Raw genomic sequence first — 15,058 nt, 5'->3', positions numbered from 1 at the left:
AACACCAATATTATGAAACAGTATCTAATTTTTGGTATTTCGGCAATGCTCTTGCTGGGATGCAAAAACGACAAAAAAGAATATGCCAATACACCTGTTGAAGTAGGTGATTATACCATTGAGCAATTTATTGAAAATGAAAGTGCAAGTGCCAATGGCTTCTCTGCAGATAAATCTAAAGTACTTATTACGAGCAATCGTTCGGGTATTAATAATTTATACACAGTTCCTGCAACTGGTGGCGAATTAACGCCCATCACAGCAAGTGATAGTACTTCTATTTATGGGATCTCTTTCTTTCCAGATGACGATAGAATTTTGTATACCTCTGATGGAAATGGAGATGAAATCTACAAGCTTTATGTAAAAGATGGAGACAACATTACTTCCCTAACACCCGGAGAAAATGTACGCGCAGGTTTTGGAGGTTGGACCAAAGACGGTAAAAGTTTTTACATTTCAACTAACGAGCGTGATCCTCAATTTATGGATCAATATAAAATGTCTATTGAAGATTTTAGCAAGAAACTCATTTACAAACTCGAGCCCAATATGAGCTTTGGAGATATGAGTGAGGATGAGAAATACGTTACTTTATTAGAGGCCATTACCACGAGTGACTCTAACTTATACCTAGTAGAAGTAGCCACAGGAAAGAAAACCCAAATCAACAAACAACAAGGAGGATATGGCTCTTTAGACTTTTCTCCAGATGGAACATCTTTGTATTACTCTACAGATGAAGGTAGCGAGTTTGCCTATGTTGCGCGATATGATATTGCCACAGGAAAAAGTGAACGTGTGACCAATAACGACTGGGACATTTCAAGTTATTATTTTACTAGAAACGGAACCTACAATGTCATGTTTACCAACGAAGATGCAAAAACAGTAATGAAAGTGACCGATGTAGCCTCTGGAAAGACCATTGATTTCCCTGAGATTGAAGGGCAACAAATTAGCAGTGCACGTTTCACAAATGATGAAACCATGGCTATGCTTCGCGTTGGAGGTTCTGGAAGACCTACCAATAGTTATTCATATAATATGGAGACCAAAGAATACCATCAGCTTACAGATGTTTTAAATCCAGAAATTAAAGGTGAAGATTTAGTGGAAGCAACTGTGATTCGTTACAATTCTTTTGATGGTGTAGAAATTCCCGCTATTTATTACCAACCTAAACAGGCTTCTGTAGACAATAAAGTACCAGCTTTAGTTTGGGTACATGGTGGCCCAGGCGGACAATCAAGACAAAGTTATAGTTCTACCATTCAATATCTGGTGAATCAAGGCTATGCGATTCTGGCGGTAAACAATAGAGGAAGTAGCGGGTACGGGAAAACCTTCTACAAGATGGATGACCAAAACCACGGTGACAAAGATTTAAAAGATTGTATTGCTGGTAAAGATTGGTTAGCACAGCAAGAAGTCATAAATCCAGATAAAATTGGAATTATTGGAGGATCGTATGGAGGTTACATGACCATGGCTGCATTGACATATGCCCCAGAAGAATTTAATGTGGGTGTCAATATCTTTGGCGTTACCAATTGGATGAGAACCTTAAAAAGTATCCCACCATGGTGGGCCTCTTTTAAAGATGCTTTGTATGAAGAAATGGGAGATCCAAATACAGCAGATAGCATTCGCTTGAAACAACAATCACCTTTATTCCATACCCAAAATGTAACCAAACCTCTTATGGTTTTGCAAGGTGCTCAAGACCCAAGAGTATTACAGGTTGAAAGTGACGAAATTGTAGCAGGTGTTCGTAAAAACGGAGTTCCGGTAGAGTATGTTTTATTTGAAGATGAAGGACATGGTTTTGTAAAAAAAGAAAACCAAATTGAAGCTTATGGAAAAGTAAAGTTATTTTTAGACAAATACCTAAAAGGAAATACCGAAGTATTTAACGACGGTGATAAACAAGAACCCATAAAAATAGATACACATTAACAAATACAACGTTAATTTAAAAGCCACCAAATATTTTTGTCTGGTTGAGCGCAGTCGAAACCTTCATTAACAATCAAGACTTGTAGTTCTCGACTGCGCTCGTACAGACATCTAATTTAGCTTTTAAATACAATTATTCTTCTTTCATTAAACATTGAAAACAACACATGAAAAAAAACATCCTACTCCTACTTATACTATTAATAAGCATACAATTCACAAACGCGCAAGAAGACGGTCAAGACGAGTTTGGTTCTTGGGGGATGTTCTTCGGAAATGTGAGACTTTCGGAGCGCATTAGTATGAGTCCAGAAGTGCAATATCGAACCTATGAATTTGGTTCAAATTTTAATCAATTGCTTTTGCGTACTGGAGTAAACTGGCATATTACCGACAAAGCTTCTGCTACCCTAGGATATGGATATATTGCCACAGATACTAATTTTGAAGAACCCGTTGGTGAAGAGAACACTCTTGAACATAGATTGTATGGGCAGTTCACCATTAAAAATACTTTGTGGAAATTTAAGTCGACACACCGCTATCGTTTTGAACAACGCTTTATTGATAGCCCTAATGGATCTGACACCCAATACAGAATGCGCTATTTACTTAGACTTACCTACCCTATAACAGAGAAGTGGTTTGTGTCTGCTTATGACGAAATTTTCATTAACTTACAGGAGCCAATTTTTAGTCAGAATCGTTTGTATGCAGCAGTAGGTTACAACATAAACAAAAACATCAGCACACAATTAGGGTATTTAAAGAACCACTTTACAGGTAGTAATTTTGATCGTTTTCAGTTAGGAGTGTGGTATAAACTCGACTTTAGGAAAGAGAAATAGAGGATAGACCGCTTGTTTCTTTTTAACTGAACAATAAGTAAATGTATTTATAGATGAAAGATTATAAAGTTCGCTAAAACATCCCTCTAAATCTCCCTTCAAAGGGAGACTTTAAATTCTTAAAATATTCCCCCTTTGAAGGGGGCTAGGGGGATGTCCTCTAAGGTTTAACTAAACTATCACAAATGAAATCATCAAAAATTACATTCACCAACGCAGCAGGAGTAACCTTGTCGGGACGACTCGATTTACCGCTAGAACAAGAACCACATAACTTTGCCATTTTTGCGCATTGTTTTACCTGTACCAAAGATTTTAGTGCGGTACGAAATGTTAGTAAAGCCTTAGCAAGCGAAGGGTTTGGGGTATTGCGTTTTGATTTCACTGGATTGGGAGATAGCGATGGCGATTTTTCCGACACGAACTTTTCTAGTAATGTAGATGATTTAGTACATGCCGCCGCTTTTTTGGAACGAGAGTATAAAGCTCCTTCCCTACTCGTAGGACATTCTTTAGGAGGTGCAGCAGCCATCTTTGCCGCAGCAGAAATTGAAAGTGTACAAGCGCTAGCAACCATTGGTGCTCCTAGCAACCCAGTGCATGTAAAAAAACAATTTGGATCTCAGGCTGCCCTTATAGAAGCACAAGGAGAAGCCAATGTAACACTAGCAGGACGTGACTTTGTATTTAAACAACAGTTTTTTGATGACTTAGAGCAACAATCTTGTGAATCTGCGGCAGGAAAATTACGTGACAAAGCATTGCTTATTATGCACTCACCACAAGATGCCACAGTATCTATTAAAAATGCAGAAGAAATTTACCACGCAGCAAGACATCCTAAAAGTTTTGTGACATTGGATGGTAGTGAGCATTTACTCATAGACAAAAAAAATGCAGCCTATGTAGGCAAAGTAATTGCAGGCTGGGCGGCACGTTACATTGAAGTTCCAATTCCCGAGACAATTAATACTACCCATCAAGTTGTTGCAAGTTTAGACCATGAAGATGGATTTACCACGCTCATGAAACTAGGAACGCACTACATGAAAGCAGACGAACCCATACGCGTAGGAGGCAACGACTATGGTCCTACTCCATACGAATTATTAGCTGGAAGTTTATCAGCCTGTACTGCTATGACACTGCAAATGTATGCGAAACGAAAAGGATGGGTTTTAGAAAATGTTCAAGTACATACCAGCTACTCAAAAACACATGCGATAGACTGTGAAGCCTGCGAAGAAAGCGATGGTAATAAGATAGATACCTTCCATAAAGAAATTAAAATCACAGGTGACTTCGATGACAAGCAGTTGGCTAGACTCTTACAAATTGCAGATAAATGTCCTGTACATAAAACGCTACATAACGAAGTACAAGTAATTTCAAAGCTCGTGTAGCATGTTGCAATCACCACCGTTTGAAGTTTCCATTACTGGAACCCATAGCCTTTTAATACCAGATGCTATCGGATTCCCTTTTAGAACAGCAAAGCAACAACGCGTGGCCATCAAAGCTTCTTTTAATGCTTCGGAAATTTCCTTTCATGGAAAATTGCATTATGTTAAAGAACAATTCATTATAAGCTTTGGGAAGCGCTACCAAAAAGAATTAGGCGTAACATCTCAAGACTTTTTTACGCTTCAATTATTTGAAGACACCACTAAATACGGCGTCGAAATGCCCGAAGAATTTGCAGCTGTTTTAGAAAGTGACCCAGAAGCCTTTGAACGCTTTGAAGCTTTATCTGATGGTAAAAAACGCTCCCTTATCTATTTTATCATTCGCATTAAAAACGTACAAACTAGAGTAGACAAAGCCCTTACTATTTCAGAAAATCTGAAAAGAGGCATTACAGATTTGAAGGAGGTTATTAAGGTGCTTTAGACAATTAACAAAATTTATAAAATCTCATATACATCTAAACTCATAAACACATAAACTTATCAACTTTAGTTTGGTGACAGGTGATCGATGACGGGTGATAATATTTCTAAACTACTCAACACTTAAACTTATAAACAACTAAACAAGGAACATGGAGCATAGAACATGGACGGAAGGATTCATACCACTATTTTCTAACGTTTGCGTTTTTACTTTTATATCTTACATGTTAACTTTAGACTTTTGACAAGTTTCCCATCAACACTTAAACTCATAAACTTTTAAACTTTTGTTTAGTGACGGATGATAAATATATTTCTAAACTTCTTAACTCATAAACTTATAAACACCTAAACTTCAAAACCATACTAAAGTGGTATTTCGCGAGTTAACTTGTTATACTAAAAAAACTATATGAAAAACAAAACCATTGGCATGCTACTAATGGCAGCTTTCTTTGTGCTACAAAGTTGTTGCTTTTCTGGCTGCCCAGATGATGAGCCATTTATCCCTACTTCAGACTACGAACCTATTGTGCTCACTAGAGAAGCGTTTGAACAAAGCGTCATCCTTCAAAACAATAAGCCTATTATAACATCAGGTAAAATTTATGTGATCGAAACATTTTTATTTGTCAATGAAAAAAGAGAAGGGTTTCATTTGTTTGACAATAGCAATCCTGCAAATCCTATTGCTTCAAAATTTTTGAATGTTCCTGGGGCAACAGACATTGCTATTAAAGATGGTGTTTTCTATATCAATCAAGCAGTTGACTTAATAGCTGTAACCATAGACCCCGATACCAATACTGCAACCGTAGTAAAAAGAATTGAAGATGTTTTCCCTGAATTGATGTCACCAGATGGTTTTCCAGCCGAGAATATTTCAGAAAATGAAATCGTAATTGGATGGCAACTTAAATCCTAATAACATGAAAAAGATGTATATACTTATTGCAGCAATACTTTTAATAGTGGGTTGCGAAGCAGGAAGCAACGATAGTGTAACTGCAGATAATTTTGGTGGCGATGGACAAGGAGGCTCTTTAGCAGCTTTTGCCCTTAGAAATAATTACCTCTATACCATAGATCAATTTGGATTGAATGTATTTAGCCTCGCAGATACGCAAAACCCAGTACTTGTAAACACCGTAGATATTAGTTTTGATATCGAAACTATATTTAGCCTAAAGAATTATCTATATATAGGCTCACAAAACGGCATGTTTATTTACAGTGTCGAAAATCCAGAGTTCCCCGAATATGTTTCAGATGTACAACACTTTACAGCCTGTGATCCTGTAATTGCTAATGAAGACACCGCTTTTGTTACTTTATGGTCCGATCTAGGCTGTGGTACCACCATCAACCAATTAGAGGTGTATGATATTTCAGAAATCACCAATCCAGTATTATTAAATGTAAGAGAACTTACCTTCCCTAAAGGAATGGGTTTATATGATGATTACCTTTTTGTATGTGATGACGAGGTTAAAATATTTAATATTAGTGATCCAACAAATACAACTTTGGTTCACAGTATAGATAGACTTGCTTTTGATGTAATTATTCGAGGTGATCTCTTAATTGCTATTGGAGAAAACGGCTTGTACCAATATAGTCTTGATCCAACAAACATTGAAAACATATCGGCATTAAGCAGCATTGACTTTTAAAAGTGTGATATTTTTTTGTGTTCCTTTAGGATACGTTGTATCTTACCTACCAAAGTAACTAATCAAAAAAAACATCATGAATAAATATTTCTTACTCCCATTAATAGCAGTAGCACTCATTTTTACAAGTTGCAAAAATGAAGTCAAAGAAGTTAAAGAAACAGAAGAAGCTGAAGAAAAGGTTGTTAATGTATTAGACGCAAATAAAGGACTTAGAACAGAAAACATCCAAAAAGAAATAAAATTTAAACTAGAACCAAAAAGTGATACCAAGGCGTCTGGTAAAATATATTTCAAACAAGTAGGAAACATGGTTACGTTCGAAGCTTTTTTGGTTGGACTCACACCTGGAATGCATGCCATTCATATACATGAGAAGGCAGATTGTTCTTCTGCAGATGGAAAATCGTCTGGAGGACATTGGAATCCTACTTTCAAAGAACACGGAAAATGGGGGAGCTCAAAAGGATATCACAAAGGCGATATTGGAAACTTTAAAGTAAACGAAGATGGCACTGGTAGTATAAGCATGCAAACAGATGAATGGTGTATTGGTTGTGATGATAAAACAAAAAACATTGTAGGAAAAGCCATTATTGTTCACCAAGGTATAGATGATTTTACTTCTCAACCTTCAGGAGCTGCTGGAGCTAGAGTAAGTTGTGGTGGTATCATTGAATAAGACTTCATTAAAAAACAAAAAACGCTTTACAAATTTGTAAAGCGTTTTTTTATGTAAAGTTTTAAATAAAAGGCACAAAAAAAGGCAAGCTACCTACATCACACCGCTACGACCATTTACCCTTGCTGCGTTCCCGCCCTGGGGGATTCCACAGGAGCTGGTTGTGTAGGACTTGCCAGCTGCAAATATACGCCATTTTGTAATTTTGCAAACAATTTTTAAGAATCATTTATAATAAATATCTTGCCTAAAATTTCGTTGTAGGATTACTTCTGAAATTTTAAAACATGAAACCCTTGCTATGAAAAACACTAACCTATTTATTGTCTTACTATTAGGAATTTTACTCGCGAGTTGTGGAGATAAAAATCAAAATCCCAGAACGCTATTTTCTATTGCGATTGACGGTAATAAAAAAGCAATTTCGGCTTCAGAACCGGTATCATTTTCTGTAAAAAGCATCAAAGGAAATGCTATTGATGGTGTTTCTTATGCGGTTAATGGCAAAGAAATCTCAGGAAATCAAACGCAAAATATGCAATTAGATTTTTCAGATAAAACCCTAGGCCGTAAAGAAATTACAGCTACGATACAAAGCGAGGGTAGTGAGTATAAAATTTCAGAAACTATAACCGTACTTTCTGCTATTCAACCCAAAGTATATGATTATAAAATTCTAGAGGTATTTCCTCACGACATGGCTGCTTATACCCAAGGACTAGAATTTGTAGGAGAAGATTTGTATGAAAGTACTGGACAGTACGGTACCTCTACACTCAGAAAAACAAACTATAAAACTGGAGAAGTTATAGAGAACAAACCGCTGGAAGATCAATATTTTGGGGAAGGTCTTACGATACTTGATAACAAAATCTTTCAACTCACTTGGAGAGAAAACACTGGCTTTGTATATGATTTAAAAACACTAAAAAAAGAAAACAACTTTGCATATAACCAAAGTAAAGAAGGTTGGGGTCTTTGTAATGACGGTTCAAAATTATATAAGAGTGATGGTACCGAAAAAATTTGGACCCTAAACGCACAAACCCAAGCCGAAGAAACGTACATAGAAATGTACACCAATAAAAGTAAAATAAAAGCAGTAAACGAATTAGAATGGATTGAGGGCAGCATCTACGCAAACATCTATCAAAAGGAGGCCATTGCTATTGTAAACCCCAAAAATGGAGCTGTACAAGGAGTCATCAACTTAAAAGGACTCAAAGAGAAAGTAACACAGCACAACAAATTAGATGTATTAAATGGAATTGCCTACAAAGGAGAACCCAACATCTTATATGTAACAGGAAAAAACTGGGACAAACTGTTCAAGATTGAAATTTTTGAGAAGAAATAGCTGGCGAGTAGTGAGTAGTGAGTAGTGAGTAGTGAGTAGAATTTTAAAAATTTTAACTACACATACACTCTTAAACGCATAGACTTTAAAACTTTTGTTTGATGAAAGGTGACCGATGACAGATGACCGATTACAGATGATGAGATTAAAAGGTATATTTCAAACCCTTCAACTCCTCAATATCTAAACTCCAAAACAACATTTAGAATGTGGAGCATGTAATATAGACGTAGTCTAATCCAAATACTTTTATATTTTGACTTTTAACTTAAAAAACTCATCAACACATAAACTCATACACTCATAAACTTTAGGCTTTAGGCTTTAGGCAAAATGATGAAATCTTGATTATTTATAATTTTCAAATTAACTAATTCTGCATTCGAAATTCGTCATTCATCATTCATCATTCAACACGCTTCCCTCAGTCAAAATAGCTATTCACTCAATCTTCATTTTTTAACACACTATTCTATTCCATCTTTGAGGTAACACTTTAAAACCATAAAAGATGAAAACACAACGACACATTCTAGCGACAAAGACAAACCTAGCAGATGAACAAAAAAAGGCTGCTATTCAAAAAAGAAAACAATCTGTTACTTTTCTATTTTTATTGATACTAATGCTAATTTCTGTTCAAGGAATTTCACAAACCAGCAACAAAAAAGGGAATAGCATTCAACCACAAATGATTTCTGGCACCGTAACAAATAATGCTGGTTTACCATTAGCCAAAGCAAACATCATCATTAAAGGTACCCACAATGGTACACAAAGTGGTATTGACGGTCAGTATACGATTAAAACAAATGTAGGTGACACCTTAGTCTTCAGTTATATTGGATATACAGAAATTGAACGCTCTACACATCCATCAATTACGAATGCAGATGTCGTACTTACTGAAAGTGAAACCATACTCCCAACCATTTGGGTTAGTGAACTAAAAAAAGAAAAGGAAGAAAAACCTATGAATTGTTCTGCGGTATCTATGAAACCTTTTTCTAATGTTTCTTTTAGAAAAGATCTTGCCCTAGACCAAGAAAGGCAAATGAGAGCTTTTGCAACCGCTCAAACAAAAGCGTATCAAAAAAGGAAACGTGCCGAAAAAAGAGCCGAAAAAAAACAAGAGCGAGAAGCGAGAAGAAAAGAATAAAAAAAATAGGTAAAATAAAAATGTGATGAAGGAGGGATCACAGGTTGCGTAGTTTTGTAAAGATTTGGTCTTAGGATCAAATCTTTGCTTTTTTACAATATTACACCCAATAAAAAGTTATATTTTTATCAAAAATTTTCTTTTATGAAGTATGTATACGGGCTTGTACTATTTTGCTCTATCATTTTATGGAGTTCTTGCCGCAATGATTTTGAAACAGTACCAAATACGGGTAACTTAGAATTCTCCAGAGACACTGTTTTTTTAGATACTGTTTTTACCAATATTGGTTCTAGCACCTATAATCTAAAAGTGTACAACCGCAGTGATGATGATATTACCATTCCTACCATTAGATTAGGACAAGGTGAAAGCTCTTTATATAGACTTAATGTAGATGGGCTACCTGGTAAAACGTTTAACGACATCAACATTCTAGCGAACGATAGTATTTTTGTATTTGTTGAAACCACATTGGATATCGATAATCTCCCAGGCGGTGGATTAGAATTTTTATACGAAGACCAAATACAATTCGATACTGCAGGAAATCAGCAAAATGTTGAGTTAATTACCTTGGTAAAAGATGCCGTATTCCTATTTCCAGAAGACTTAGGAAATGGCATGTTCGAAACCCTTACTTTGGGGAGTGGTGAAGATGCAATTGAAATTGAAGGATTCTTTCTAGACAATACAGAACTTAATTTCACCAACGAAAAACCGTATGTCATTTATGGCTATGCTGCTGTTCCGCCTGGAGAAGAATTAATAATAGATCCTGGTGCCAGAGTGCACTTCCATAAAAGCAGTGGTATTTTGGTTGCTAATACAGCTTCTATAAAAGCCAATGGAACACCAAGTGCTGACCCGTTAGCACTTGAAGGAGAAATTATTTTTGAAGGAGATCGACTTGAACCTTCTTTTGCTAATACTCCTGGACAATGGGGTACAATTTGGTGTACTGCTGGAAGCACCAACAACGAATTTAACCACACCACCATCAAAAATGCCTCGGTAGGTCTCCTTATGGATAGTAATGATGGCGATAGAACACTTACGTTACGAAATACCCAAATTTATAACTCAGCTAATATTGGTTTATTAGCAAGAACTGGAGATGTTTATGGAGAAAATGTGGTGATTAATAATAGTGGTCAAGCAAGTTTGGCGCTTTCTCTAGGAGGTAGCTACACCTTTAATCATTGTTCTTTTGTAAACTACTGGTCTAATAGTTTTAGGACCTTCCCTGCCGTTCAAATTGATAATGGAATTACCACAGAAGATGGCACTTTTACATTTCCCTTAGAACAAGCAAACTTTAACAATTGTATTATCTACGGAAATGAAAACATCGAAATTGGATTAATTCCTGTTGATGAAACGACGCCTTTTAATATTGCCATCAACAATACATTGCTTCGCTTTAACGATACCAACAATACTTTTGACGGAAACCCATTGTACAATTTTAATAGCAGTGTGATAGTAAATATAGATCCTGTATTTCAAGATTCTAATCAAAACAATTTTAACATAGAACAAAATACCTCGGGTGCCATAGGCATTGGAGATCCAGCTACAGGCGCTTTAGTTCCGGTAGATCTAAATGGAACTTCAAGGGCTACTCCACCAGACGCAGGCGCCTATGAGAGTTCTGCATTTCCTCCAGAAGGATAGAAAAGAGACGTTATTTTTTGTCTGGTTGAGCGCAGTCGAAACCTGAAGTTACTCTTAGTTAATTATTGTTCCCACTCAGAAGCTTCTAAAATGTTCGAACAGAATTATAGTTTTTGATTTGCTTTTGCTAATAAGCGCTTCGGAAATGTTAGTACATTACACATCTGTTATAAAACTGTATCTTTAGTGCTAACAAATAATACCCCATGAAACAATTACTACTCCTACTATTAATCTCTGTAAGCTATGGTTTTGCCCAAGACTACAGATATACAGAAACACAATTTGAAGCAAGTACCAAAACTGAAAATATTGTTTACGGAACTGCGCCTTTTATAAACTTTCCATACAATAACGAATCAAATACCACAGAAGCAGATTTGGTAATGGATATTTACCAACCTGAAGGAGATGATCTAACGCTTAGACCTGCTATTATTTTTGCCCATAGTGGCGGATTTATAAACGGAAACAGAAACCATGATGATATGGTTGCCTTTTGTGATTCTTTAGCCAGAAAAGGATATGTAACTGCTACCATAGACTATAGAAAAAGTTTTTATATCCTAGAAGATGTTACGCTACATGGAATTCGTGCTGTGTACAGAGGCATTCAAGATGCAAGAAGTGCAGTACGCTATTTAAGAGCCAATGCAGTAACCTATGGTATTGATCCAACAAAAATCTACATGGCTGGAAGCAGCGCAGGATCATTTATAGCCTTGCATACTGCCTACATGAATGAACCTGAAGAACGCCCCATAGAAACGCAGTTTAGTGAATACACCGATATCATTTTTCCATTTTTCCATGAAGCACCAGACATGGGACCTGTAGATGTTGGTTTGCACTTAGAACAAAACGGACAGCCAGATGCTATTATTGGCTTATGGGGAGCATTACAAAACACTGAACTGATTACCAATCAAGATACCACTCCTGCCCTATTGGTGCACGGAACAGGAGATGAAACGGTACCATTTTTAATGGATCACCCATTTGGCTTTAACCAATTCCCTCAAGTGGAAGGAAGTGGTTTAATAGCACCAGCTCTAGAAGCTTTCAATATTGAAAATGAAACCTATTTTGAACCAGATGCACCGCACGAGTTTCACGGAACAAACAATGGAAATTGGCCTGGAGAACCTAATGAATTTTGGGATATTATTTTAAATAGATCCTATTCTTTTTTGTGGAAACAACACAAACCAACCGCTAATTTCACTGCAGTTAATGAAACTTCTTTTACCTTAGATTTTGAAGATGAAAGTGTAGGCGCACTTTCATGGTTATGGGATTTCGGGGATGGCAACACAAGCACAGAGCAAAATCCATCCCATGAATATGCTGCAGAAGGAGATTATGAAATCACCTTATATATAGAAAACGACATTCGTAGTTGGGATCAATTAACACAGGTATTTAATGTGCAAGAGATTCTTAATATTTCAGAAAACAACAATGAGAACGTTGTTTTATACCCAAATCCAACAACTGATTTCGTGCACATAAAAGGGATAGAGAATCCCAGCATAACCCTTCTTAACACGATTGGTCAAGTGATTTTGGAAGCAAATAACACCACACAAATTGATATTTCTAATATTCCAAATGGGATCTACCTAATTCATATTGAAACTGAAAAAGGCAGGTACTTTAAAAGAGTGATCAAAAACTAATTAGAAGGTTATTTCGAAATACAAGATTTCTTTAGTACTAGATTCATCTGTATAGGTTCCTTTTTGTGAAAGGCCTAATTTTTCTAATAAACCAATAGAAGGAAGATTTTCTGGTGCTGTAATACCACCAATCACTTCTAATTGCAAGTCGTTTTTTGCATAGTTCAATACCGCTTGGGCCGCTTCAAAAGAATATCCTTTTTTATAATATGCAGGCAACAAGGCAAATCCAATATCTGGAATAGGAAGGCCATCACGTTTATAGAGTCCGCTCACACCAATAATTTCTTGGGTATCCTTTAATTCTAGAACATAAGGCCCAAACCCATAATTTGGGTAAAAAGGCATGTAGGTATTGATAATATATGCCTTTGCAGCCTCAAGAGTCTTGATATTTCGATCTCCAATATATGAAATCCACCCATCGGTATTCATTAACTCTAGAATAAAAGGAGCATCCTCTGGACTAATCTCTCTAAGTTTTAGACGCTGGGTTTCTAGGAGGTAGTTCATTGGAAGCAGGTATTAAAAAATAGTTATAACATTTGTCTGGTTGAGCGCAGTCGAAACCTTCATTGATACTGGCAAAAAGTAGTTCTCGACTGCGCTCGAACAGACATTCCAAAAACTTTTTATAATACTATTAGGCTACAAACAAAGGTCTGTCGCTCATCATGCCGTTAACCATAATAGCGATTTCATCTAATTTGTCTTCGTTTTCGTGATTTGTAATCGCAGCATCAATAAAATCTACAATCTGCTGCATGTCGTCGTCTTTAAGTCCGCGTGTGGTAATAGCTGCGGTACCAATTCTAATTCCGCTGGTTACAAACGGCGACTTATCATCAAATGGTACCATGTTTTTATTTACAGTAATATCTGCTTTTCCAAGCGCAGCTTCGGCTTCTTTTCCAGTGATGTTTTTGTTACGTAAATCGATTAACATCATGTGGTTGTCTGTGCCACCACTAATAATCTTATATCCTTTTTGAACGAAAGCTTCGGCCATGACAGCTGCGTTCTTTTTTACTTGAATCATGTAATGCAAGAACTCATCAGTCAATGCTTCTCCAAAAGCAATCGCTTTAGCAGCAATAATATGCTCTAGAGGTCCGCCTTGATTTCCAGGGAATATACCACTGTCTAATAAAGAAGACATCATTCGTTTTTTTCCGCTTTTTAGTGTAATTCCAAATGGGTTTTCAAAATCTTTGCCCATTAAAATCATACCTCCACGAGGCCCACGTAACGTTTTGTGTGTAGTCGTTGTAATTACATGACAATGTGGTACTGGATCTGCAATAATACCCTTAGCTATGAGTCCAGCTGGGTGTGCAATATCTGCTAATAAAATAGCGCCTACTTTGTCTGCAATTTCTCTAAAACGCTTATAATCTATTTCACGAGAATAGGCAGAAGCTCCAGCGATAATCATTTTGGGTTGCTCTTTGATGGCAATGGCTTCAATTTTATCGTAATCTAGCATTCCTGTTGCTTCTTCTACACCATAAAAAACAGGATTGTACAGTCTCCCACTAAAGTTTACAGGACTCCCATGTGTTAAGTGACCTCCATGTGCCAAATCAAAACCCAAGAATGTATCTCCTGGTTTCAAACAAGCATGAAATACAGCGGTATTTGCCTGTGACCCACTATGTGGTTGTACGTTTGCGTATTCGGCACCAAACAAAGCTTTAGCTCTATCAATGGCAATTTGCTCTACCTCATCTACAATTTCGCAACCTCCATAATAGCGTTTTCCGGGATATCCCTCAGCATATTTATTGGTAAGTACAGAACCTGCTGCATCCATTACTTGTTGGCTTACAAAATTTTCTGAAGCGATTAGCTCTAGGCCATCAACTTGGCGCTCGTGTTCTGCTTGAATTAACTCAAATATTTGTTCGTCTCTTTCCATGTGTTCTTTTATAATGCTAGAATTTTAATCGTTTATTAATGGCTTCTGAAATTTTAAAATTTCAGAAAGTATCCTCAAAATCAACACCCTATATATTGGTTTCTTACAACGAATATTTCCGAAGAGAAAAAGAAATATTTTAATGTGTTAATTTAATATCAAAAATAGAAAAAAGCATTCGTTTCCTATTCTTTATATTATATATTTGATGTAG

At 36.5% G+C, this 15,058-nt stretch carries 13 protein-coding genes and 1 other RNA gene; 11 read left to right on the top strand and 3 right to left on the bottom strand.

The genetic code is table 11. The annotated features are described in order from the left end of the window. The first annotated feature begins 12 nt into the window (after positions 1-12). The 7 genes from ACY2RS_RS12320 to ACY2RS_RS12290 all read left to right on the top strand — a co-directional run bounded on the left by ACY2RS_RS12320 (position 13) and on the right by ACY2RS_RS12290 (position 7,054). Positions 13-1,959 carry a S9 family peptidase gene (locus ACY2RS_RS12320; RefSeq protein ID WP_490098963.1) on the top strand — a complete coding sequence of 649 codons (1,947 nt, stop codon included), beginning with the start codon at positions 13-15 and terminating at the stop codon, positions 1,957-1,959. 167 nt (positions 1,960-2,126) lie between these two features. Continuing rightward, positions 2,127-2,807, top strand: a complete 681-nt coding sequence (locus tag ACY2RS_RS12315; RefSeq protein WP_490098962.1) for a DUF2490 domain-containing protein — start codon at positions 2,127-2,129, stop codon at positions 2,805-2,807. Positions 2,808-2,992: 185 nt separating this feature from the next. Continuing rightward, a complete protein-coding gene (locus tag ACY2RS_RS12310) occupies positions 2,993-4,210 on the top strand; it encodes a bifunctional alpha/beta hydrolase/OsmC family protein (protein ID WP_490098961.1) in 1,218 nt (405 codons plus the stop codon). Between the two features lies 1 nt (position 4,211). Beyond that, positions 4,212-4,697, top strand: coding sequence for a YdeI/OmpD-associated family protein (locus ACY2RS_RS12305; protein ID WP_490098960.1), 486 nt, complete (start codon positions 4,212-4,214; stop codon positions 4,695-4,697). A 414-nt stretch (positions 4,698-5,111) separates the two neighbouring features. Next, positions 5,112-5,624 (top strand): hypothetical protein, encoded by a 513-nt coding sequence (locus tag ACY2RS_RS12300; protein WP_490098959.1) that lies wholly within the window; start codon positions 5,112-5,114, stop codon positions 5,622-5,624. Positions 5,625-5,628: 4 nt separating this feature from the next. After that, positions 5,629-6,372: an LVIVD repeat-containing protein gene (locus ACY2RS_RS12295; protein WP_490098958.1), complete on the top strand. Its 744-nt coding sequence runs from the start codon at positions 5,629-5,631 to the stop codon at positions 6,370-6,372. A gap of 76 nt (positions 6,373-6,448) precedes the next feature. Then, positions 6,449-7,054, top strand: a complete 606-nt coding sequence (locus ACY2RS_RS12290) for a superoxide dismutase family protein (protein ID WP_490098957.1) — start codon at positions 6,449-6,451, stop codon at positions 7,052-7,054. A 79-nt stretch (positions 7,055-7,133) separates the two neighbouring features. Here ACY2RS_RS12290 and ffs read toward each other — a convergent pair. After that, positions 7,134-7,232, bottom strand: an RNA gene (gene ffs, locus ACY2RS_RS12285) — signal recognition particle sRNA small type. A gap of 123 nt (positions 7,233-7,355) precedes the next feature. Between ffs and ACY2RS_RS12280 the strand changes: the two genes are divergently transcribed. The 4 genes from ACY2RS_RS12280 to ACY2RS_RS12265 all read left to right on the top strand — a co-directional run bounded on the left by ACY2RS_RS12280 (position 7,356) and on the right by ACY2RS_RS12265 (position 12,926). Next, positions 7,356-8,411, top strand: coding sequence for a glutaminyl-peptide cyclotransferase (locus ACY2RS_RS12280; protein ID WP_490098956.1), 1,056 nt, complete (start codon positions 7,356-7,358; stop codon positions 8,409-8,411). Positions 8,412-8,922: 511 nt separating this feature from the next. Next, on the top strand, positions 8,923-9,570 hold the full coding sequence (locus tag ACY2RS_RS12275) for a carboxypeptidase-like regulatory domain-containing protein (RefSeq protein WP_490098955.1): 648 nt from the start codon (positions 8,923-8,925) through the stop codon (positions 9,568-9,570). A gap of 144 nt (positions 9,571-9,714) precedes the next feature. Further along, positions 9,715-11,247 (top strand): hypothetical protein, encoded by a 1,533-nt coding sequence (locus ACY2RS_RS12270; protein WP_490098954.1) that lies wholly within the window; start codon positions 9,715-9,717, stop codon positions 11,245-11,247. 206 nt (positions 11,248-11,453) lie between these two features. Next, positions 11,454-12,926 carry a T9SS type A sorting domain-containing protein gene (locus ACY2RS_RS12265; RefSeq protein WP_490098953.1) on the top strand — a complete coding sequence of 491 codons (1,473 nt, stop codon included), beginning with the start codon at positions 11,454-11,456 and terminating at the stop codon, positions 12,924-12,926. Here the strand turns inward: ACY2RS_RS12265 and ACY2RS_RS12260 are convergent, their stop codons facing one another. After that, positions 12,927-13,439 (bottom strand): GNAT family N-acetyltransferase, encoded by a 513-nt coding sequence (locus tag ACY2RS_RS12260; RefSeq protein WP_490098952.1) that lies wholly within the window; start codon positions 13,437-13,439, stop codon positions 12,927-12,929. A gap of 130 nt (positions 13,440-13,569) precedes the next feature. After that, complete coding sequence (glyA, locus tag ACY2RS_RS12255; RefSeq protein WP_490098951.1) at positions 13,570-14,844, bottom strand: serine hydroxymethyltransferase; 1,275 nt, start codon at positions 14,842-14,844, stop codon at positions 13,570-13,572. Positions 14,845-15,058 lie beyond the last annotated feature (214 nt).

The organism is Patiriisocius sp. 208BN25-11 (assembly GCF_058147145.1).
This window is presented reverse-complemented; position numbering and strand designations above follow the sequence as displayed.

Coding starts and splice junctions, on each gene's coding strand:
- ACY2RS_RS12320 (WP_490098963.1), top strand. CDS start 13: ATGAAACAGTATCTAATTTTTGGTATTTCGGCAATGCTCTTGCTGGGA.
- ACY2RS_RS12315 (WP_490098962.1), top strand. CDS start 2,127: ATGAAAAAAAACATCCTACTCCTACTTATACTATTAATAAGCATACAA.
- ACY2RS_RS12310 (WP_490098961.1), top strand. CDS start 2,993: ATGAAATCATCAAAAATTACATTCACCAACGCAGCAGGAGTAACCTTG.
- ACY2RS_RS12305 (WP_490098960.1), top strand. CDS start 4,212: ATGTTGCAATCACCACCGTTTGAAGTTTCCATTACTGGAACCCATAGC.
- ACY2RS_RS12300 (WP_490098959.1), top strand. CDS start 5,112: ATGAAAAACAAAACCATTGGCATGCTACTAATGGCAGCTTTCTTTGTG.
- ACY2RS_RS12295 (WP_490098958.1), top strand. CDS start 5,629: ATGAAAAAGATGTATATACTTATTGCAGCAATACTTTTAATAGTGGGT.
- ACY2RS_RS12290 (WP_490098957.1), top strand. CDS start 6,449: ATGAATAAATATTTCTTACTCCCATTAATAGCAGTAGCACTCATTTTT.
- ACY2RS_RS12280 (WP_490098956.1), top strand. CDS start 7,356: ATGAAAAACACTAACCTATTTATTGTCTTACTATTAGGAATTTTACTC.
- ACY2RS_RS12275 (WP_490098955.1), top strand. CDS start 8,923: ATGAAAACACAACGACACATTCTAGCGACAAAGACAAACCTAGCAGAT.
- ACY2RS_RS12270 (WP_490098954.1), top strand. CDS start 9,715: ATGAAGTATGTATACGGGCTTGTACTATTTTGCTCTATCATTTTATGG.
- ACY2RS_RS12265 (WP_490098953.1), top strand. CDS start 11,454: ATGAAACAATTACTACTCCTACTATTAATCTCTGTAAGCTATGGTTTT.
- ACY2RS_RS12260 (WP_490098952.1), bottom strand. CDS start 13,439: ATGAACTACCTCCTAGAAACCCAGCGTCTAAAACTTAGAGAGATTAGT.
- glyA (WP_490098951.1), bottom strand. CDS start 14,844: ATGGAAAGAGACGAACAAATATTTGAGTTAATTCAAGCAGAACACGAG.